The following is a 19,908-nucleotide window of genomic DNA, read 5'->3' as shown; positions in this document are numbered from 1 at the left end:
CCGCCCGCGCCCGAACCCCGCGCGCTGATCGGTGGGACGATGGGGCCATGTGCGGCCGATACGCCTCCATCAAGGCTCCCGCCGACCTCGCCGACGAGTTCCGCGCGGTCGACGCCACCGACGGCGCGGCGACGCCGGACTACAACGTGGCGCCCACCAAACAGATCATCACGGTGGTGGAGCGCCACCCCCGTGACGAGGACGGCACGCCCGACCCGGACAGCACGGAGCGCACGCTCCGGATGGTGCGCTGGGGGCTCGTGCCGTCCTGGGCCAAGGACCCGAAGGCCGGTGCCCGCATGATCAACGCCCGGTCGGAGTCGGTGGCCACGAAACCGGCGTTCCGCCGGGCCGTCAACGCGCGGCGCTGCCTCATCCCGGCCGACGGCTGGTTCGAATGGCAGCGGGGCCCGGAGCACAAGCAGCCGTACTACACCCACTACGCCGACGGCAGCTCGCTCGCGATGGCCGGGCTCTGGGAGTACTGGAAGCCGAAGGACGACCCGGACAACGAGTACCCGCACGGGCTGGTCACGGCAGCCGTGCTGACCACCGAGGCCGTCGGGCCGCTGGCGCAGGTGCACGACCGGATGCCGTTGGTGCTCCCGCGGTCGGCGTGGGACGCCTGGCTCGACCCGGACGCCGGCGCCGACGCGGACTCGGTGGCGGCCCTGCTCGCCCCGCCGTCGCCCGACCTGGTGGCGGAGCTGGAGCTGCGACCGGTGTCGCCGCGGGTCAACAGCGTGCGCAACAACGGACCCGAGCTGCTCGAACCGCTCCGCGCCGAGGACGTCCGCGAGCCGCTGCAGCTGGACCTGCTGGCCGGTCCGAACCCGAAGTGATCGCCGAGGTCGCCACGCCCCACGGTCCGGCCCGGATCACCCGCCACGACGCCGACGGCGAGGCGCGGGCCGTGCTGCTGCTCGGGCACGGCGCAGGCGGCGGGGTGGGTGCGCCGGACCTGCTCGCCACGGCCGGCACCGCCGTCGCGGCCGGGCTGCACGTCGTGCTGGTGGAACAGCCCTACCGGGTGGCCGGGCGCCGGGCACCCGCTCCCGCGGCCCAGCTCGACGCGGCCTGGCTCGCGGTGGTGGAGCACGTCCGCGCCGAGCTGACGTTGCCGCTGCTGTTCGGAGGCCGCAGCTCCGGAGCCCGGGTGGCGTGCCGGACCGCCACGGAAGGCGGGGCCGTCGGCGTCCTGTGCCTGGCGTTCCCCGTGCACCCTCCGGGCAGGCCCGAGAAGGACCGGCTGCCCGAGCTGGCCGCCCCGACCGTCCCGGTGCTCGTGGTGCAGGGCCGGACCGACCCGTTCGGCCGTCCCGAACCCGCTCCCGGACGGGAGGTGGTGCTGCTGCGCGGCGACCACAGCCTCAAGAGCGACACGCCGGGTCTGCGCGCTGCGGTGGCGGACTGGCTGACCAGCCACTTCGGTGCCCTCACCCCGGCCCGGTAACCGTCTCAGGGGATGGCGGCGATCGGGGCGAACCGGGCTCCGGTGAGCCGCACGAGGTCGGCGGGCGCGAGCTCCACCTCGAGCCCGCGGCGACCGGCGCTGCAGAACATCGTGTCCAGCTGCTCGGCGGAGGCGTCCAGCACGGCGGGCAGGCGCTTGCGCTGGCCCAGCGGGGAGATGCCCCCCGCCACGTAACCCGTGGCCCGCTCGGCGAGTGCGACGTCGGCCATCTTCGCCCGCTTGCCCCCGACGGCGGCGGCCAGCGCTTTGAGGTCGAGCATCGCCAGCACCGGGACGATGCCGACGGTCAGGGCCCCGTCCACGTCGGCGACCAGCGTCTTGAACACCCTCGCCGGGTCCAGCCCCAGCAGCTCGGCGGCCTCCGGGCCGTAGGCCTGCCCGCTCCCGTGGGTGTAGCTGTGCAGCCGGTGCTCCACCCGCTGCTTGGCGAGCAGCGCGGTCGCCTGCGTTCCCTTCCCGGCCACTCCGGCACGATATCCAGCGGGGAATCACGCGCCGGAGACGGACGTTGTCAAGAGGGTGAAACAGGCAGTGATGGATGCGCCACGCCCGGCGGTTCGGCTGCGTCCGGCCTACGAGGCGACGCGCAGCGGCGTAAGCTCGTCCCGTCAACAGGCCGGGCCGACGATGGCCGGCCCAGAGGTCGCAGCTCGTGCGACCCGACGGGAGAGGAGCAGGGTGCCCGGCACCGAACAGGCGGCTGAAGCGGCGATCACCGCAGACCACGAGGTCGAGGTCGAGCAGGAGCTGGAGGAGTCGGCGGAGGAGCGGGCTGCCCGCTTCGAGCGCGACGCCATGCCCCTGATCGACCAGCTCTACGGCGCTGCCCTACGGATGACGCGTAACCCGGCCGACGCCGAGGACCTCGTCCAGGAGACGTATCTCAAGGCCTACTCCGCGTTCCGGACGTTCCGCGCGGGCACCAACCTCAAGGCCTGGCTCTACCGGATCCTCACCAACACCTACATCAACGGCTACCGCAAGCGGCAGCGCCAGCCGCTGCAGTCGGCCACCGATGAGATCAGCGACTGGCAGATCGCACAGGCCGGTGAGCACACCTCCCAGGGCCTGCCGTCGGCCGAGATGGAAGCGCTGGACCGGCTTCCCGACACCGACGTGAAGGTCGCTCTCCAGCAGCTTCCCGACGACTTCCGGATGGCGGTGTACCTCGCTGACGTCGAGGGCTTCGCCTACAAGGAGATCGCGGAGATCATGGGCACCCCGATCGGCACCGTGATGTCGAGGCTGCACCGGGGTCGGCGTCAGCTCCGTGACATGCTCACCGACACCGCCCGCGACCGCGGGTTCCTGCGTGGAGAGCAGGAGGAGGTCTCCTCATGAGCTGCGGGAACCACCACGACACCGACTGCTCCGAAGTACTCGCCGAGGTGTGGCTGTTCCTCGACCACGAGTGCGACCAGGCGCGCCGGGCCCTGCTGGCCCAGCACCTGGACGAGTGCGGCCCGTGCCTCGCCGAGTACGGCATCGACGACAAGCTGAAGAAGCTGCTGGCTACCAAGTGCGGCGGTGAGCACGCACCCGACGAGCTGAAGAACCGGCTGCGCCGGCAGATCCGGGTGGCGGTCCTCGAGCAGGCCGACGTCACCGTGGAGTCGGGTCCCGACGGCACCACCACCACGGTCGAGGTGCGGAGCACCCGTATCGAGCAGCGCGGCTGAGCACGCGCGCCGTACAACCGACGGTCGAACGACGGAGCGCCGGGGCCATCGGCCCCGGCGCTCCCGTACAGCAGGATCAGATGCTGCAGAATCAGGTGTTGGGCCGCTTGCCGTGGCTGGCCGCGCTCTTCTTGCGGTCGCGGCGCTTGCGTGCACGCTTGGACATGGTTCCCTCCCCTGCTGCTGGGTTCTCCGCGATCGGTCGTCGTCCCGTCGGTGCCCCGATTCTCCCACGTGCTTGACTGGGGCCGAGGGTGTGGGGCGAGGCGCCCCGGCCGAGAGGGGTGGTCGAGTGTCGACGCTCAGCGAGCTGCTCGCCGAACACACCTTGCTGGCCGGCGATGCCGTCGACCACCTGCAGCGGGTCGTGGCCGAGTGGCAGCTGCTCGCCGACATGTCGTTCGCCGACTTCCTGTTGTGGGTCCCGCTCACGGCTGACGACGAGCGGACCGGCCCGCAGGAGTTCCTCTGCGTGGCCCAGGCCCGTCCCACCACGGCGCCGACCGCGCACCCCGAGGACGTGGTCGCGGCGCGGGTCCGCTCCGTGGACAACCCGCAGCTGCGCCGGGCGGTCGTCGAGGGCCGCATCTGCCGGGAGGAGAACCCGCGCTGGCACCTGGAGGTGCCGGTGCGCCGCGAGACGATCCCGGTCCGCCACGGCCGGTCGGTGGTCGCGGTGCTGTCCCGCGACACGAACCTCGCGATGCCCCGGGTGCCGAGCCCGCTGGAGATCGCCTACCTGGGCAGCGCCTCCGACCTGTGCCAGATGGTGGCCGACGGGACGTTCCCCCCGCGTGCCGCCATGGCGGGCGCCGACACCAGCCCCCGCGCAGGCGACGGGCTGATCCGGCTCGACGCCCACGGCCTGGTCGCCTACGCCAGCCCCAACGCGCTCTCGGCCTACCACCGCATGGGCCACGCCAGCGATCTGGTCGGCTTCTCGCTCACCCAGGCCACCCGGGAGCTCGTGCACGACCCGTTCGACGCCGCCGAGGTGGCGGCGCGGATCGGGGCGGCGCTCGACGGGCGGCACTCACTGCGGATGGAGGTGCGCGCCCGCGGCGCGGTCATGCTCGTGCGCGCCCTGCCGCTGCGTCCGCGCGGTGACGCGGCGGGTGCACTGGTGCTGGTCCGCGACGTCACCGACCTGCGGCGCCGCGACATGGCGCTGCTCAGCAAGGACGCGACCATCCGGGAGATCCATCACCGGGTGAAGAACAACCTCCAGACCGTGGCGGCGCTGCTGCGTCTGCAGGCCCGCCGCACGGCGATCCCGGAGGCCCGCCGGGCGCTCGCGGAAAGTGTTCGGCGTGTCAACTCCATCGCGCTGGTGCACGAGTCGCTCTCGGTCTCCGTGGCCGAGCGGGTGGACCTCGACGAGCTGGTCGACAAGGTGCTGCCCGCCATCGGGGACGGCGCGACGGCCGAGTTCCGCGCCAAGGTGCGGCGGGAGGGCAGCTTCGGCACGCTGCCCGCCGCCCTGGCCACACCGCTCGTGCTCGTGCTCACCGAGCTCGTCCACAACGCGCTGGCGCACGCCTTCGAGCCCGGCCACGCCGGGGAGGTGGTGGTGTCCGCCCAACGGTCGGCCGGCGCGCTCGACGTTGTGGTCGCGGACGACGGGCGGGGCATCCCTCCTGAGTTCGACCCGGAGTCGTCGAAGGGGCTGGGCCTGCAGATCGTGCGGACGTTGCTCGACTCCGAGCTCGACTCCGCACTGCAGGTACGACCGCGTCCTGGTGGGGGAACCGAGGCCGTCATCAGGCTCTCGTTGCGGGGGCGTTAGCCTTCAGCTGTGGTCGAGGAGTCCGGAAGCGCGGTCGCAGCCCGGTCCGTCGATCTCCTCCGGAGCTGCTCGAGCGTGCGCCCGGTGAAACGACCGCGGGCCCGGAGCCGGGTGCAGTCCGGCCTCGGGCCCGCGGCGGGGGAGGTTGATGTAGCTGTGTATCAGGCGGTGCGTGCGCGCGTGCGCGCGTTGCGGCGCTTCAGGGCCCGCCGCTCGTCTTCGCTCATGCCGCCCCAGACGCCTGCGTCCTGGCCGCTCTCCAGTGCCCAGGTGAGGCACTCGGTGACCACGGGGCAGCGCCGGCAGACGGTCTTGGCCTCGGCGATCTGCAGCAACGCAGGACCGCTCGTCCCCACGGGGAAGAACAGCTCGGGGTCCTCGTCGCGGCAGATAGCGCGGTGACGCCAATCCATGGTCTCTCGGCTCCTTGTACTAGCGCGATCGGGGTCGCGCCGATCGTCTGTCACGGTGTTTCCGCGCTTGTGAATCGTTTCACGAGCGCGCTCGGTGTTCAAGGTCCGAGGTCCACCCAGGTGAGCACTCTCACCCACTCATAGCAACGACGTCCGCCACGATCGGTTACCAACTGCGTACCGCGTTCGTGACTCGTCACCATGAGCGATCGACCTCGTCCCGCCCACCGGAGTCGGGTTACCCCGTCTCCGAAGGACCATGCGAGAGGATCCTCGCGATCACTCGCTTGTCCGAGACCCACCTTGGGGCAACGTTTGCCCTGGTGCGAGCCCTTATCGGCTCGACGGTCCACAAACATCGGTGAGTGGACGCGAAGCCTCACCCTCGTGAGTGAAAGGACCCGCCCAGCTGCGACGAGCTGCGCGTCTCACACGATGACCCGTAGCGCCGCGAACACGGTACGAAATCACCCTTTGGAACTTCGGGGGATGATCCGAACGGCCCAGCGCAGCCTGGCGTTCCTTCCAACCAGCGCTGTTCAACGCGCCCCTGACCTCGGGCATTCCCGCCGGTGCCCAGGACGGGAGCGCTGCACGCTCGCCCGCTGGCCTATTCTCGGCGCTGTGAGGGCGCAGCGACCGGCGGACGGACCGCCGAGGCAGGTCCGGCTGGCCGGGGTGCTGGTCGGTCTGCAGGGGCTGCTGGCCATCGGCTTCGCGGTGGCGCTGGGCGTGCGGTCCTTCGCCCCCGGCGTCGCCGTCGGCAGCGTGCTCGGCGAGGCGGGCTACTTCGTCGTGATCGGCGCCGCGCTGCTCGCCGTGGGCTTCGGGCTCTTCACCGGGCGCCGGTGGGCGCGTACGCCCGCGATCGTCACGCAGCTGCTCCTGCTCCCGGCGGTGTACTCGCTGATCGGGCCGTCGCGCCAGCTCGTGCTCGGGCTGGTGGCGCTCGTCTACGTCGGCTCCACGTTCATGCTGCTCATCAGCGAGCGGTCGCGGGAGTGGTCGATGGGCATGGACACCCCCGACGCCCCGGACGTCAGGAGCTAGGAGCCGCTCAGGGCGCTGCGCCTGCTGTCCCCGGCCAGGGTGTGGAGGGCGTCGCCGTCGAGACGGAACGTGGTCCACTCGTCCATCGGCACGGCCCCGATCCCGCGGTAGAAGGCGATCGACGGCTCGTTCCAGTCCAGCACCGACCACTCCAGCCTGGCGTAGCCCCGCTCGGCACAGACGCCGGCCAGGGTCGCCAGCAGCGCGCGGCCGAGCCCGTGGCCGCGATGGGTGGGGCGCACGTAGAGGTCCTCGAGGTAGACACCGTGCACGCCGCGCCACGTGGAGAAGTTGAGGAACCAGAGGGCGACCCCGACGACCTCGGCGGTGCCATCAGGCGCGGCCACCTCGGCGACGTGCCCGAACAGCGCGGGTGCCGGCCCGAACAGCGCGATGGCCAGCTGCGGCTCGGTCAGGGTGCAGGACTGCGGTTCGCGTTCGTACTCGGCGAGCTCGTGCACCAGCGCGACGACGGCGGGGACATCCTCCGGGCGCACGCCACGGATGCGATCGGTCAGCACACGGGAAGACCCTAATCGACCACGGCCGTGCCGCACGGGTGCGCCGTCGACGAACGGCAGGTACTGCTGCGCCGGGCCGCCCAGACACCGAGGGCCGGCGCGCTGAGCTACCGGCCCGACGCTCCACCAGGTGACATCGCACGGGCTGCCGAGATCATCCGGGAGAGCGCACACCGGCGCTGCAGGACCTGCGCGAGGTGGTCGGCGTGCTCCGGACACCGGTCGGTGAGCTCCCCCAGCCGACGCTCACCGTCGAGGTGCACAACACCGCCTCCGGTCTGCCGCCGGTGCCCGGGCTGACCGCGGGTCTGGGGCTGGCCGGCCTGACGGAGCGGGTCGCGCTCGCGGGCGGGCGGCTGGAGCACCGTGCCCTCGACCAGGGGTGGCGCGTGTCGGCGTGGTTGCCCCACCGGGCCGGTGGGCTCAGCCCAAGGCCCGGAGGTTGACGTGCTCCAACTGCGGGACGCCCCGCTCGTCGCCCAGCACGGCGAAGGACGGCGCCGACATCGCGAACCGGACGCCCTCGGTGGCGGGGAGCCCGATCCAGCGGCTGACGAGCACCCGGCTGAAGTGCCCGTGCCCGACGAGCACCACGTCCCCGCGGTCCAGCGCGGCCCGGGCGTCGGTGAGCACGGCGTCGGCCCGCTTCGCGACCTCGTCGGCCGTCTCGCCGCCGGGGCAGGGGTGGGTCCAGACCGTCCAGCCGGGGTCGGTCTCCCGGATCTCCTCCGTCGTCAGGCCCTCGTAGTCGCCGTAGTTCCACTCGGACAGCCGCTCGTCGACGCCGTCGGCGCGCAGCCCGGCGAGCTCGGCGGTGTCGCGGGCGCGACTGCGGGGGCTGGTGAGTACGAGGGCGGGCGGCTCGGCCCCGCGTAGCCGCAGCAGCAGATCGCCTGCGGCCTTGGCGAGGCTGCGCCCGCGTTCGGTGAGCGGGACGTCGGTCCGGCCGGTGTGCTTCCCCGACAGCGACCACTCCGTCTCGCCATGGCGCAGCAGGTACACCCGGCTGGAGGTCACCGCAGCGACAGTAGTGCGCGATCGGTCGTGGCGCGGGGTCTACGGGCCCGGCGCTAGAAGGGTGGGGGTTCGTCGGCGGTCACCGGGGTCGGGGTGCGGGGTTCGGTGAGTGGGGGTGGGTCGACCCGGTAGGTGTGGCCGCTGGGTGTGGTCCAGATGATCGTGCCGTCGGGGTACTGGCTCACGCTCCAGCCCGGCATGCCCTTCAACCGGTGATGCGGTCGGCATTTCGGGCCGAGGTTCGCCGCCGATGTCGGACCTTCCCCGGCGACGGGGTCGAAGGGGATGTTGTGGTCGAGGTCGCAGCGGTCGGCGGGTACGCGGCAGCCGGGGCCTTGGCAGTACCGATGGCGCGCGATGAGGTGTTCGGTCAGGTGCGGGGGTGGGCGGTAGCGGGTGGTGCCGTAATCCAATAACGCGCCGCTGAGGGGGTCGGTGACCAGCCGCCTCCAGACACTGTTCGGGTCGGCGGCGAGTTCGCGGGCGTGCTCGGCGGGGATGGGGCCGTATCCGGCGAGCTCGCCGGGTTCGTCGGAGGTGCCGCGGAGGGTGTCGAGGGGGACGGTGACCCGGATCTGTATCGAGACCTTGTTGGTGACGGTGGGGACCCCACCCTCGGGCGCCAGCCCAGGCAGCCGCTCGGACCCAGATAGGGGTGGCGCCGGGCTGTCGGACCTGGTGGGGCTGTCGGTCGAGCACGTGGTTGCCACCTCCGCAGCGGCGGCCTGTTGTCCCGCGGTGCTGCAGAACCCGGTCTCCCGTAGCACCAGATCCACCAGCGCATCGGCCCGCCGGGCCGCCATCGGGCGTTCATCGGCGCTGCCGCAGCCGCGGGCGTGCTGATCGAGCACCGCGAACGCCCCGACCGCCTCGGCGGCCGGCAAGGTGGCCGACAGGGTGGCCATGCCGTCGCGCTCGGGGTAGAGCACCACGGCACGTTCCCGGCGCTTGCGCTCGTGGCGCCGGGCCGCGGCTTCACTGTCGGCGCGTAGCACGGCGCGACGGACAGCGGCGCGGAGTTGGCCGGTGGTCTGCTCCGGTGCCCGCGGCAAGACCTTCCGCTCCACCGCGGCCGAGGCCTCCGGGTCCAGATCAGCGCAGCCGTCGGCGATGATCCTGGCCTTGGGCAGGGTGATCGCCCCGGTTTCCAGGGCAGCGAAGACGCCCGGGAACTCCTCCACCAACTGCCGGGCCTCCCCGACCCGCCACGCGGTACCGCCGGGGGAGAGGCGCAGCATCATCCCGACCTCGGCCTGCGCGGACTCCACCGCCTGCGCCGCAGTCAGACCCGCAGCGGGACCGGTCTCGGCTGCCGCGACGAACTGGGTGATCTCCGCGTACTGGCGGGCCTGCGCCCAGGCGATGACCTTCTCCCAGGCCCCGATCCGCTCCAGCGCCTCGAACCCGTCCACGGGTGGTCCGGCCTGATCGAGGATCAGCACCGCCATGCCGTCGGGAGCGACATCGGTCCAGGCCAGTGGTGCGGACCGCGGCACCAGCCGGTGAGTGTCGATCTCGAACATACGTTCGACTCTATCCGCGACCCCCGACAGAATCGACGACAGCGCCGCGAGATCCGCCTGATCGCCCGCGCAGGGGCGCACGCACGACTCTCGGAATGATCACGGCCCGTGGGAAGGCGCTGCTAGGCTGACGGAGTGCGCACGATCGTGAAGTTCTGGTGGCCGCCGGCAGGCGGCTCCTCCGACGTGCGCTGACACCCAGCACACCCTCCCAGGCCGCCCGCGCAGGCGGCCTTCGTCGTGTCCGGGGCCGTCGCGGGGTGGCCGCCGACCCGAGGAAAACACACGATGCGACTCTCCGGGATCACCCCGTCCGGCCACGCCCAGCTCGGCAACCACCTGGGCGCGATCCAGCGCTGGGTGTCCGACGGCGGCCCGGACGACCTGTACTTCGTGTCCGACCTGCACGCGATGACGACCACCCACAACCCGGGCAGGCTGCGGGCGCGGACCAGCGAGATGCTGGCCGTGCTGGTGGCGTCCGGGATTCCGGCCGAGCGGGTGTTCGTGCAGTCGGATCTGGCGCGTGAGCTGGGTGCGCTGACCTGGATCCTGGAGTGCACCTGCAGCTACGGCGAGGCAGCGCGGATGATCCAGTTCAAGGAGAAGGGCAGCGGACAGCCCGGCGTGCGGCTGAGCCTGCTGACGTATCCGGTGCTGATGGCCGCGGACATCCTGCTGCCGGGCGCGGATGAGGTTCCGGTGGGCGAGGACCAGAACCAGCACGTCGAGCTGGCGCGGGTGCTGGCCCGGCGGTTCAACAGCACCTACGGCGAGGTGTTCACCGTGCCACGGGCGGTGCTGCCACCGACCGGGGCGCGGGTGCGCGACCTGGCCGACCCGGAGCGCAAGATGTCGAAGTCGGCGCGGGACGCGGCCGGGGTGGTGTTCGTGCTGGACGAGCCCGACCTGATCCGGCGCAAGGTGCGGCGGGCGGTGACGGACGGGTCGACCGACGTCGCGTACGCGCCGGAGGAGCGCCCCGGGGTGGCCAACCTGCTGGAGATCCTGGCCGGCTGCCGCGGTGGCCGGCCGGCGGATCTGGCCGGCGAGTTCACGTCCTACGGCGCGCTGAAGGAGGCCGTGGCCGACGCGGTGATCGAGACGCTCCGCCCGATCCGAGAGCGGACGGTCGAACTGCTCGCCGACCCGCGTGAGCTGGCCCGGGTGCGCGCGGAGGGCGCCGCCCGCGCTGTGGAACGGGGGGAGCACCGCCTGAGCTCGGCGATGCGGTTGATCGGCGCGGGCGCCCAGCACCCGGGCGCGCTCACGAGCGCAATCATGCACGCGTAGAAGCACGTCGATCTCAGAAGACTTCCCGGGTGGCCACCGAGCAGCCCGTGAGCGACTGACCGCCTGGCAAGCACGGCGTTCTGCCGGAACCTCGCGGGCTCGGCAGTCGAGCGACTCGCATCCGTCCCAGGGCTCGGGACGCTTCGCGTTCACCCTGTGCCAGGCTTCCTGCCGTGCCGCATGCTCGATTCTTCTTCGACCCGGGGTCCGGGGCTGTCTTGTGGCCGACAGAGGTGCAGGACCAGGAGTACTGGGGGCATCCGGCCTGCCTGGAGGTGCTACCGATCAGCGCGGCCCTTCGGGATGAGCTGACCCGGTTGATCGAGTGGTACGACAGATCATTGAACTGGGACTACCCGCCTGACCCGGGGCCTTGGCGCGAGCCGGAGTGCCAGGCCTTCAATGCCGCCGTGCGGCGCGCACTCGACCAACTGCGCGCCGAACTCGGTGACCAATGGGCGATCGAGGACCAGTTCAGAGAAGAGCACGAGGATCCGGACCTCGACCGGTACCTCGCCAACCCGTCCGCCTTTCGGCGATGATCCCCCGCCCCACCGCAGTCGGGCGTTGCCAGATCGATGAGATGCCGCACGAACCCCCCTTCTCCTGGACGGCCTTGACCGACTCGGCCTCGATGCGGGCCTGAGCCGGGTCATACACGCCGCAGGGGAGGTCGCAGTGCGCGGTGGCCTCCAGCCGCGGGCGGAGAAATCCGTGACAGCAGCCGCATGAGTCCTCCCTGCGCTCAGCACCCGGGCGCGCTCACGGGAGCGGTCGCGCACGCGTAGGCGAGCACCGGCGCAAGCCGGGCCCCGCGACTTACCGGCGCTCACTCCGGGAATCACCTCTATCAGGTGGGGGGTGGGTCGGTCGGCACGGGCAACATCGTGACTTCGGCAGAGGTCACGAGATGTTGCGGAGGGATTTCATGGCGGCCATGGGAGGAGCGACCCAGTCTGCTCAGCCGGAGCGACCGGGCCGGACGGATGGGGTGGCGGGCGAGTTCACCGTCTTCTGCAGGATCAAGCCGGGCCACGCGGATGAACTGCGTGAGGTGCTCGACGAACTCATGGACGCACTGGGGACGGGCGACCGGGCCGCGTTGCAACAGATCGGCACGTTGCACGACGCGCGGCACGTGATCTTCGACAACGACACGCAGTTCATGTTCGCCAGTGTCTTCGACGGGTCCTGGGACACCTACATCGACGACTTCGCGACGACGGTGGTGGGGGAGAGGTTCGACCGGGTCTTCTCTCACATGGAAGGGTTCCCCGGCGTCAAGGATCCGAACGCGAAGGAGTGGTTCGTCTCCCAGCAGGAGCCTGCGCTCGTCTTCGTCAGCTCCTATCCCGACCTCACCGTCAAGCAGATCTGGAAAGACCAGAGAGTGAATGAAGCGTTCCAGGCGGTGCTCGACAGCTCGGAGTTCCAGGCGGCGCTCGAAAATCCGGCCAACAAGGAATTGCTGGCCTCGCCGGCCTTCCAGAAACTGCTCGACCAAGCCGCGGGCTGACCTCTCCGAACCCACCCCGAGCGGATCGATGTGACGTACCTGGGGAGACACGACAGCCATGAGCGCGGAGACAACCGACGTACCGAGCGTGAGCCTGGAGATCGACGACATCCAGAGCGGAGCGCTGCGCCCCCGGCCGTCGCCGTACGTGGGGAAGTTCTTCGTCCTCCGCGTCGACGACCGGCGGGACGGCCGTGCCATGCTGCGGCGGCTGCTTCCCGCGGTCGACGGTGGCCTCACCGGCGCCGATCCCGATCACGATGCCTGGGCCTCCGTGGCCGTCACCCACCACGGTCTACGCGCCCTCGGGGTGCCCCAGGACTCGCTCGACAGCTTCCCGCTTCCGTTCCGGCAGGGGATGGCGGCCCGAGCCGAACTGATCGGTGACGTCGGCGAGAGCGATCCCGCCGGGTGGGAGCCACCCTTCGGTACGTCCGATGTCCACATCGTGGTGAGTGCGCTCTCGCCCGATGCGGCCCGTCTGGAGAAGGCGCTGGAGCGCGTCCGGACCGCCTACCAGGAGACGTCCGGTGTCGAGGTGATCTGGCAGCAGGACATCCGCCAACTCCCCACCGGGCGCACCACGCTCGGCTTCCGCGACGGGATCAGCCATCCGGGCATCGAGGGCAGTGGGGTACTCGGCACCAATCCACAGGAGGCCCCGCTCAAGGCAGGCGAGTTCATCCTCGGCTATCCCGATGAGACCGGAAACCTGCCGCCCATGCCGCAGCCCGACGTGCTGGGACGCAACGGCACGTTCCTGGCCGTCCGCAAGATCCACACGAAGGTGGCGGCCTGGCGTCAGTACCTGACCAAGAACACGTCGAGCCCGGAGGAGGAGGCGCTGCTGGCGGCGAAGATGATCGGGCGCTGGCCGAGCGGGGCACCATTGACCCTCTCCCCCGACCACGACGATGCGGAACTGGGCAACGATCCGCGCCGCAACAACGACTTCCTCTACCGGGAGAACGACGATCGCGGTTTCCGATGTCCCGCCGGGGCGCACATCCGACGGGTCAACCCGCGTGATGCCGACATCATCGGGGCGGCGCGGCTGCACCGCATCATCCGTCGCGGCACCACCTACGGCCCGCCGTTGCCGGAGGGCGTGCTCGAGGACGACGGCGCCGATCGGGGCCTCATCGGAGTCTTCATCGGCGCCCACCTGGACCGGCAGTTCGAGTTCATCAAGTCGGAGTGGGTCAACGACGGGAACTTCATCGGGTACTCGGGCGAGAAGGACCCGGTGGCCGGGCACCACGACGGGACGGGCAGCGTCACCATCCCGCAGCGGCCGATCCGGCGGCGCCTGCAGGACATGCCGAGCTTCGTGGTGACGCGGGGTGGCGAGTACTGCTTCCTGCCGGGTCTGCGTGCGCTGCGCTGGCTCTCCGAGCTGGACACCTGACGGCCATGGCCGGCCGGTGGCACCGTGATGGGAGATCGCCGTGAGCGTGTTGCAGACACTGCAGAGCCTGTTCACCCTCGCCTTCGTGGTGACGAGCATGCTGGGCATGGGCCTGAGTCTCACCGTCTCCCAGATCGTTGCGCCGCTTCGGAATGCGCGGCTGGTGGGCCTGTCCCTCGCCGTGAACTTCGTCGTCGTCCCCGCCGTCGCGTTCGGCCTCTCCAGAGCCATCCCGCTCGACCAGGACGTGCAGATCGGGTTGTTGCTGATCGGCACCGCAGCCGGCGCACCATTTCTGCCGAAACTCGCCCAGATCGCGAAGGCGGACATCGCGTTCGCCGTCGGGCTGATGACGATTCTGATGCTGGTGACGATCGTCTACCTGCCGCTCGTGCTGCCGCTGCTGCTGCCGGGAATCGAGGTCAGCGCCCTGGAAATCGCGTTGTCCCTGATTGTGACGATGCTCGTGCCGTTGGTCGTCGGGCTGCTCATCAAGGCTCGATATGAAAGCATTGCCAAGGCTATGCAGCCGGCAATGGCGCAGATCTCGACGATCAGCCTGGCGCTGCTTCTGGTGCTGATGCTGGCGCTGAACTTCAGGAATGTGATCGCCCTGTTCGGCACCGGAGCCATCATCGCCACGCTGCTGTTCATCGTGATCGCGGTGCTGGCGGGGTACGTACTCGGTGGTCCGCGCACGAGCACGAAGCAGGTACTGGCACTGGGTACGGGCCAGCGGAACCTGTCGGCCGCCTTCATCATCGCGACGAGCAACTTCGCCGGCCAGCCGAACGTACTGGTCTACGTGGCCGCAGCGGGACTCGTGGGAATGGTCGTCCTGTTCCCGACGGCAGGAGAGTTCGGCAAACGCGCCAAGGTCATCCCGGGGACGGATCAGCCCGCGGCTTCCGGGCAGGCGTGACCGCCCGATGAGGCTCCGAACAGCCGTCCCGCACCGCCAGGTCGACACCACGGCGTCCGCGGAAACCGCAGAAAGGACCGGTCGAGGACATGGCACCACAGTTCGTTCCCTACACGGCGGACGTCGAGACCGTTGAACCCCGGTTCGACGAGGATCTGCAGACGGTCATCGAGAAGACGGAGCGCTACATCGCCGAGTCCGTGGCGGCCGGCGCCACCGGCCGGGCCGTCCGCGACGCCCATGCCAAGGGCTACGGCCTCGTCCGGGGGGAGGTCGAGATCCTGGGTGGGCTCCCCGCCGAGTACGCGCAGGGCATCTACGCCACACCTGGACGGCATGACGCACTGATCCGATTCTCGAACGGTTCCCCGCACGCCGGAGCGGACGCGCGGCTCGGCAGCGCGACCGGACTGGCGCTGAAGATCTTCGACATCGACGGCCCGACTCTGCTGGCGGACGAGCCCGACACGCGCACCTTCGACTACACCAACATCAACGGGTCGATCTTCTTCTGCAACACGGTCGACCACTACCTGTTCATCCAGGATCTCTTCCTCGAAGCGCCGAGCTACTTCGCCCAAGGCCGGCCGGGAGCCCATCGCTTCTTCCGCGACTTCGTGACCGGGAAGGGGACGCTCGACCCGGAGGACTGGGCGTGGGACGAGTTCCTGGCATTCCTCCGGCTGTCCCGGATATCACCGATGAACGTGCTGCTGTCGACCTACTGGACCATGGGCGCGGTCCGGCACGGCGACTACATGGCCAAGGTCCGCATCGCCCCCGACCCCTCCTTCGCCGACGCCGTGGTCCGGCGCCGCATCGACCCGACGTCGGCGGCGGAGGTCTTCCGGCCCGCCTTGGTGGCGGAGCTGTCCGAGCGCCCGTATGCCTTCGACATCCAGGTCCAGCTGTGTACCGATCTGGAGCGGATGCCGGTCGAGGACGTCACCGTGGAGTGGCCCGAGCGGCTCTCTCCGTTCGTCACGGTGGCCACGCTGCGGATCCCACAGCAGGACATCTCAGGTGACGGCAACCTCGAGAAGATGGATGCGCTCTCCTTCACGCCGTGGCGGGTGACGGCCGAGCACGCGCCCCTCGGCAACATCATGCGCGCACGCAAGAAGGTCTACCGCCACTCCTCGATCCTTCGCCACAAGCTCAACGAGCAGCAGCGCACAGAACCCCGCAGCGCCGACGAGCTGCTGCCGTGAGCCGCCGACACTCGTGCCGCCCGGGCCGTGGCAGACCACCCGACAACGAAAAACGGCGCTGACCCACGAGAGAGTGCTCCCGCTGGTCAGCGCCGTTCAGCGCCTGGATCAGGCAGCCGACTTGGTCTCCCAGAAGATCTTGTCGATCTGGGCGATGAGGTCGAGCAGCTCCTGGCCGGTGGCCGGGTCCATGGAGGACTTGGCGCCGTCGGCCCCGCCGCCGGCCTTCTTGGTGGCCTTGTTGAACAGCTCGTGCAGCTCCGGGTACTTCTCGAAGTGCGGCGGCTTGAAGTAGTCGGTCCACAGCACCCACAGGTGGTGCTTGACGAGATCCGCGCGCTGCTCCTTGATCAGGATGGCCCGGGTGCGGAACTCGGGGTCCTCGTTGCTCTGGTACTTCTCCTGGATGGCCTTGACCGACTCGGCCTCGATGCGGGCCTGAGCCGGGTCATACACGCCGCAGGGGAGGTCGCAGTGCGCGGTGGCCTCCAGCCGCGGGCGGAGAATGCGGGACAGCAGCCGCATGGGTCCTCCCTGGTTGGTGATCGTTCTGGCACGTCCGACACTACTCTGGGAGTTCTGCCGCAGCAGAGCGGCGAGGGGGTGCGCGTGCGCTGGCGGAGGGTCGCCGTACGGGGTCCGTCGATGTCGCCGACGTTGCGTGACGCCGATGTGGTGCTCGCCCGGTTCGGCGCCGCCGCCCGTCCGGGGGACGTGGTGCTGGTGCGGTGGGCCGCGCGTCCCGGGCAGCTGTCGGTGAAGCGGGCGGTGCGCCGTGCGGGCACCGGGTGGTGGGTGCTCGGCGACAACCCCTACGGCTCCACCGACTCGCGCGGGCTGGGGGAGGCCGAGGTGCTCGCCGTGGTGGGCTGGCGGTTGTGGCCGCGGCCCGGACGGCTGCGCAGCAACCCGCGCCCCTGAGCCGTACGGCCGTTCCGGTCAGAACTGACGAGCAGTGACAGCGGCGGCAGCCGGGTAACCCATCCTTACCGCGCCACCCCCACATGGATGCACCGGTGACACACGGTGCTGACCAGCGGGTTCTCGTCCTCAACGTTAGGTAGGCCGTTTGGGCGGTCGTCCAGATCGAGCGCGATTCGGCGTCGTTGACCCGGTGAGATAGACGCCATGACCGCAGGGGGCCACGTGGATGAGCTCGGACACCAATCAGGTGAGGGTTCGGCGGGTGGGCAGGCGGCTGGGCCGAACGAGGCCGACCGGCTGATCACCGAAGCCGCGGCTCGGGCGGATCTGCTCCGCTCGCGCCACGCGGTCTTCGGCCGTGAGATGCACCCGCGGGCGGCGATGTTCCTCGCCCGCGCGGCGCGCGCCACGGCCGCCGTCCCGCAGCGCTCGGAGGGGGAGCGGAGCGGGGACGCGGGTGCGGGGGACCGTGCGCCGGGGTCCACCGCCGACCCGCGCGCCGTCCAGCTGGCCGAGCTCGGCGAGCCCGCCGCCGGCCGGAGCGCGTCCCACGTGCTCCCAGCCCTGCGGGACGCCGTGTTCGGCAGCAGCCTGCTCCCGCACGCCACCGCGGGGCCGGAGATCGTGCCGTTGCCGGCCGCTCCCGCGCTCGTCTGTGACAGCGCCGAGCACATCCTGCGCGTCAACTCCGCGCTGCTGCGGCTGTCCGGCCGGGACACGGACGGTCCGGCCGTCCATCCCGCCGACGCCATGCGGGGAGGGCACGAGCCGGGCGGCGGTCTGTTCGGGCTGACGTTGTCGCAGCTCGTCGTCGGCCCGGACGCCGACGCCCGGCTGGTCCGCGTGGACGGCAGCCGGGTGCGGGTGCGGGTGGTCCGCTGGGAGCTGCCGGGCGCCGGTCTGTCGGCCGTCGTGCTGGTCGAGCTGGACGACTGCTCGGCTCTCGCGAGCCGCGTGGTGGACCCGGGCTGGACCGCGGAGCTGGAGAGGTTGGCGCGGGTGGGCACCTGGACGTTCGACCTGGCTACGTCCACCCTGCACCGCAGCGAGACGCTGCAGGAGCTCTACCGCTCGCTCGGCGTGGACCCCGACGGTGCCGGGTCGGCGCCGGTCGAGGGCCAGCAGGTTGCCCTGCTGTGCCAGAGCCTGCGTTCGGGGGCGCGCGCCGGGGACCATCACCTGGACCTGCCGTTGCCCGGCAACCGGATGCTCAGCTGCCGGGCCGAGGTGGAGTGCTCCGATGACGGCACCCCGGTGCGGCTGGTCGGGGTCGTCCACGACGTGAGCGCGGAACGGCTGGCGCGCCGGCGGGTCGAGCTGTCGGGTCAGCGCTTCGCCGACCTGATGTCCATCGTCCCGTCCGGTGTCGCGCTGGTGGACCCGTCGGGCCGGGTGGTCGACGCGAACCCGGGCCTGTGCCGGCTGCTCGACACCTCGCTGGAGCGGCTGCGCGGGATCCAGGCGGCCGCGTTGTCGGTCGACGAGCTGCTGATCCCGGACACCTGGCCCGCCGAGGTGCCCGCGGCGGACGGCGGCCCGGTGCTGCCCGGCTGGCTGCGACCGGTACCGCCCGGTGCCCGCCACGCCTACCGGGTCGGTGCCGCGCCACTGCGGCGCGGTGACGGCACCACCGTGTGGTGCGAGATGGCGGTGTCCGTCACCTCCGCCGACGACGGTGGCTGGTTCTGGCTGGTCGCGTGCACCGACATCTCCGACCGGCGGCGGGCCGCCGAGGTGCTGCGGAGCGCGGGCACCGTGGACGAGCTGACCCGCCTGCCCAACCGGGCGGCCTGCCTCGAGCTGGTGGACCGGCTCCTCGCCGGGGCGTCCCGGTACCGGGTGGCGGTGGTGTGCGGCGACCTCGACGACTTCGCCAGGGTCAACTCCTCACTCGGCTACGAGGCCGGCGACGACCTGCTGCTCACCCTGGCGGGGCGGCTGCAGCGGGAGCTCCCGGTGAGCTGCACCGCCGGCAGGCTCTCGGGTGACGAGTTCGTGGTGATCTGCTCCGACCACACCGAGGTGGGAGGTCCGGATCTGCTCGCCAAGGTGGTCGCCGACCTGCTGACCACCACGATCACGGTGCACGGCAGGCCGGTGCAGCTCACCGCGTCGGTCGGGCTCGCCACGTCCCTCCCGACGGGCGAGGCGCGCGCCGCCGACCTGCTCCGCTTCGCGGAGGCCGCGATGCACGACGCGAAGCGGCGCCAGAGCCGCGGCGCCATCGGGATGGCCACCGACGGCATCATGAGCTCCGCGACCCAGGCCCTGGATCTCGAGGCCGAGCTGCGCGAGGCCATCGCGGGTGACTCGCTCGTGCTCGAGTACCAGCCGGTTGTCGGCCCGGACGGCACGGTGCTCTCCGCCGAGGCGCTGGTCCGCTGGCCGCACCCGGACCGGGGCCTCATCTCGCCCGCCGACTTCCTGCCGGTCGCGCAGCGCAGCGGCCTGCTGCGCGAGCTGGACCTGTGGGTGCTGCGGACGGCCGCGCGCGAGGCGGCGGGCTGGCCGGAGCACCGTGGCCGCAAGCCGGCCATCGCGATCAACCTGGCAGGACTGCTGCCCAGCGAGGTCGACTTCCTCACCGTGGTGAGCGACACGGTGATCGACGCCGGGCTGGCCTGGAACCGGCTGGTCCTCGAGCTGGTGGAGACCAGCCTCGTCGCGCTGCCGCCGCACGCGCTGGCCGCGATGGCCGAGCTGGTGGAGCGTGGGCTGCGGTTCGCCGTCGACGACTTCGGCACGGGGTACTCCTCCCTCGCGAGGCTGAAGGAGCTCCCCGCGCAGATCGTCAAGGTCGACCGGTCGTTCGTCACCGGCATCGCCGACTGTCCCGCCGACTTCGCGGTGGCCCGCGCGGTCGTCGACATGGCGAGGGCGATGGGCCGCACCACCGTGGCGGAGGGTGTCGAGACCGCCGACCAGTTCCACGTGCTGCGCGGCATCGGCGTCGACGCCTACCAGGGATGGCTCTTCTCCCGGCCGCTGCCTGCCGTGCGGCTTCGTGACGTGCTGCTGCAGGGCCGGATCCCCACACCGGCATCGGCCACCCCCGCCACCCCGGCCACCTAGGAGCGCCTGGTCGATCTCGGTCGGGGCACGATCTGTCGCGGCTGTCGGTGGAGCGGGATAGCCTCGTGTGACGCGGCGACCGGCAAGAGGTCGTCGGTG

Annotated in this window: 23 protein-coding genes; 15 read left to right on the top strand and 8 right to left on the bottom strand. The window is 71.2% G+C overall.

All coding sequences use genetic code 11. From position 1 onward, the window contains the following. Positions 1-47 precede the first annotated feature (47 nt). Together ACQPZA_RS31310 and ACQPZA_RS31305 are read left to right on the top strand one after the other, a co-directional pair. Positions 48-842: an SOS response-associated peptidase gene (locus ACQPZA_RS31310; protein ID WP_433275674.1), complete on the top strand. Its 795-nt coding sequence runs from the start codon at positions 48-50 to the stop codon at positions 840-842. After that, complete coding sequence (locus ACQPZA_RS31305) at positions 839-1,453, top strand: alpha/beta hydrolase family protein (protein ID WP_433275673.1); 615 nt, start codon at positions 839-841, stop codon at positions 1,451-1,453. The genes ACQPZA_RS31310 and ACQPZA_RS31305 overlap by 4 nt, the downstream gene beginning before the upstream one ends. A 5-nt stretch (positions 1,454-1,458) precedes the next feature. Here the strand turns inward: ACQPZA_RS31305 and ybaK are convergent, their stop codons facing one another. After that, positions 1,459-1,938: a Cys-tRNA(Pro) deacylase gene (gene ybaK / locus ACQPZA_RS31300; protein WP_433275672.1), complete on the bottom strand. Its 480-nt coding sequence runs from the start codon at positions 1,936-1,938 to the stop codon at positions 1,459-1,461. A 214-nt stretch (positions 1,939-2,152) separates the two neighbouring features. On the opposite strand from ybaK, the gene ACQPZA_RS31295 reads away from it, so the two are divergent. Next, a complete protein-coding gene (locus ACQPZA_RS31295) occupies positions 2,153-2,815 on the top strand; it encodes a sigma-70 family RNA polymerase sigma factor (protein ID WP_407692243.1) in 663 nt (220 codons plus the stop codon). Further along, positions 2,812-3,153 carry a mycothiol system anti-sigma-R factor gene (gene rsrA / locus ACQPZA_RS31290; RefSeq protein ID WP_169399024.1) on the top strand — a complete coding sequence of 114 codons (342 nt, stop codon included), beginning with the start codon at positions 2,812-2,814 and terminating at the stop codon, positions 3,151-3,153. The genes ACQPZA_RS31295 and rsrA overlap by 4 nt, the downstream gene beginning before the upstream one ends. A gap of 91 nt (positions 3,154-3,244) precedes the next feature. On the opposite strand, the gene ACQPZA_RS31285 is transcribed toward rsrA, so the two are convergent. Further along, positions 3,245-3,319 carry a 50S ribosomal protein bL37 gene (locus ACQPZA_RS31285; RefSeq protein ID WP_379659185.1) on the bottom strand — a complete coding sequence of 25 codons (75 nt, stop codon included), beginning with the start codon at positions 3,317-3,319 and terminating at the stop codon, positions 3,245-3,247. A gap of 126 nt (positions 3,320-3,445) precedes the next feature. Between ACQPZA_RS31285 and ACQPZA_RS31280 the strand changes: the two genes are divergently transcribed. Then, positions 3,446-4,939 (top strand): sensor histidine kinase, encoded by a 1,494-nt coding sequence (locus ACQPZA_RS31280; protein WP_169399023.1) that lies wholly within the window; start codon positions 3,446-3,448, stop codon positions 4,937-4,939. 161 nt (positions 4,940-5,100) lie between these two features. On the opposite strand, the gene ACQPZA_RS31275 is transcribed toward ACQPZA_RS31280, so the two are convergent. Then, complete coding sequence (locus tag ACQPZA_RS31275) at positions 5,101-5,352, bottom strand: WhiB family transcriptional regulator (RefSeq protein ID WP_075950692.1); 252 nt, start codon at positions 5,350-5,352, stop codon at positions 5,101-5,103. A 624-nt stretch (positions 5,353-5,976) separates the two neighbouring features. Between ACQPZA_RS31275 and ACQPZA_RS31270 the strand changes: the two genes are divergently transcribed. Next, a complete protein-coding gene (locus ACQPZA_RS31270) occupies positions 5,977-6,402 on the top strand; it encodes a hypothetical protein (protein WP_433275671.1) in 426 nt (141 codons plus the stop codon). Here ACQPZA_RS31270 and ACQPZA_RS31265 read toward each other — a convergent pair. Next, on the bottom strand, positions 6,399-6,923 hold the full coding sequence (locus ACQPZA_RS31265) for an N-acetyltransferase family protein (protein WP_433275670.1): 525 nt from the start codon (positions 6,921-6,923) through the stop codon (positions 6,399-6,401). The two genes, ACQPZA_RS31270 and ACQPZA_RS31265, sit on opposite strands and share 4 nt — an antisense overlap. A gap of 206 nt (positions 6,924-7,129) precedes the next feature. Between ACQPZA_RS31265 and ACQPZA_RS31260 the strand changes: the two genes are divergently transcribed. Continuing rightward, a complete protein-coding gene (locus tag ACQPZA_RS31260) occupies positions 7,130-7,369 on the top strand; it encodes a hypothetical protein (protein WP_433275669.1) in 240 nt (79 codons plus the stop codon). Here ACQPZA_RS31260 and ACQPZA_RS31255 read toward each other — a convergent pair. After that, positions 7,347-7,940, bottom strand: a complete 594-nt coding sequence (locus ACQPZA_RS31255) for an acid phosphatase (RefSeq protein ID WP_433275668.1) — start codon at positions 7,938-7,940, stop codon at positions 7,347-7,349. The genes ACQPZA_RS31260 and ACQPZA_RS31255 overlap by 23 nt on opposite strands. 53 nt (positions 7,941-7,993) lie before the next feature. Next, a complete protein-coding gene (locus ACQPZA_RS31250) occupies positions 7,994-9,463 on the bottom strand; it encodes a DUF222 domain-containing protein (RefSeq protein ID WP_433275667.1) in 1,470 nt (489 codons plus the stop codon). Positions 9,464-9,751: 288 nt separating this feature from the next. Here ACQPZA_RS31250 and trpS point away from each other — a divergent pair, with 288 nt between their 5' ends. Then, complete coding sequence (gene trpS / locus ACQPZA_RS31245; RefSeq protein WP_433275666.1) at positions 9,752-10,756, top strand: tryptophan--tRNA ligase; 1,005 nt, start codon at positions 9,752-9,754, stop codon at positions 10,754-10,756. Positions 10,757-10,989: 233 nt separating this feature from the next. Then, positions 10,990-11,298: a hypothetical protein gene (locus tag ACQPZA_RS31240; RefSeq protein ID WP_211174390.1), complete on the top strand. Its 309-nt coding sequence runs from the start codon at positions 10,990-10,992 to the stop codon at positions 11,296-11,298. Here the strand turns inward: ACQPZA_RS31240 and ACQPZA_RS31235 are convergent. After that, positions 11,231-11,416: a hypothetical protein gene (locus tag ACQPZA_RS31235; RefSeq protein ID WP_433275665.1), complete on the bottom strand. Its 186-nt coding sequence runs from the start codon at positions 11,414-11,416 to the stop codon at positions 11,231-11,233. The two genes, ACQPZA_RS31240 and ACQPZA_RS31235, sit on opposite strands and share 68 nt — an antisense overlap. A 268-nt stretch (positions 11,417-11,684) precedes the next feature. Between ACQPZA_RS31235 and ACQPZA_RS31230 the strand changes: the two genes are divergently transcribed. The 4 genes from ACQPZA_RS31230 (at position 11,685) to ACQPZA_RS31215 (ending at position 15,813) form a co-directional block, all read left to right on the top strand. Then, positions 11,685-12,272 carry a hypothetical protein gene (locus ACQPZA_RS31230; protein WP_433275664.1) on the top strand — a complete coding sequence of 196 codons (588 nt, stop codon included), beginning with the start codon at positions 11,685-11,687 and terminating at the stop codon, positions 12,270-12,272. A 58-nt stretch (positions 12,273-12,330) separates the two neighbouring features. Beyond that, a complete protein-coding gene (locus ACQPZA_RS31225) occupies positions 12,331-13,680 on the top strand; it encodes a Dyp-type peroxidase (RefSeq protein WP_433275663.1) in 1,350 nt (449 codons plus the stop codon). Positions 13,681-13,720: 40 nt separating this feature from the next. Next, entirely contained in the window at positions 13,721-14,602 is an 882-nt protein-coding gene (locus tag ACQPZA_RS31220) for a bile acid:sodium symporter family protein (protein WP_433275662.1), read from the top strand. A gap of 89 nt (positions 14,603-14,691) precedes the next feature. Next, positions 14,692-15,813, top strand: coding sequence for a catalase family protein (locus ACQPZA_RS31215; protein ID WP_433275661.1), 1,122 nt, complete (start codon positions 14,692-14,694; stop codon positions 15,811-15,813). Between the two features lie 108 nt (positions 15,814-15,921). On the opposite strand, the gene sodN is transcribed toward ACQPZA_RS31215, so the two are convergent. After that, positions 15,922-16,338 (bottom strand): superoxide dismutase, Ni, encoded by a 417-nt coding sequence (gene sodN / locus ACQPZA_RS31210; protein ID WP_433275660.1) that lies wholly within the window; start codon positions 16,336-16,338, stop codon positions 15,922-15,924. A 78-nt stretch (positions 16,339-16,416) separates the two neighbouring features. Between sodN and ACQPZA_RS31205 the strand changes: the two genes are divergently transcribed. Together ACQPZA_RS31205 and ACQPZA_RS31200 are read left to right on the top strand one after the other, a co-directional pair. Continuing rightward, positions 16,417-16,734 carry a S24/S26 family peptidase gene (locus ACQPZA_RS31205; RefSeq protein WP_433275659.1) on the top strand — a complete coding sequence of 106 codons (318 nt, stop codon included), beginning with the start codon at positions 16,417-16,419 and terminating at the stop codon, positions 16,732-16,734. Positions 16,735-16,959: 225 nt separating this feature from the next. Beyond that, complete coding sequence (locus ACQPZA_RS31200) at positions 16,960-19,809, top strand: putative bifunctional diguanylate cyclase/phosphodiesterase (protein WP_433275658.1); 2,850 nt, start codon at positions 16,960-16,962, stop codon at positions 19,807-19,809. Positions 19,810-19,908: the final 99 nt, after the last annotated feature.

This window comes from Pseudonocardia xinjiangensis, assembly GCF_050948425.1.
Classification (GTDB): Bacteria; Actinomycetota; Actinomycetes; order Mycobacteriales; family Pseudonocardiaceae; genus Pseudonocardia; species Pseudonocardia xinjiangensis.
This window is presented reverse-complemented; position numbering and strand designations above follow the sequence as displayed.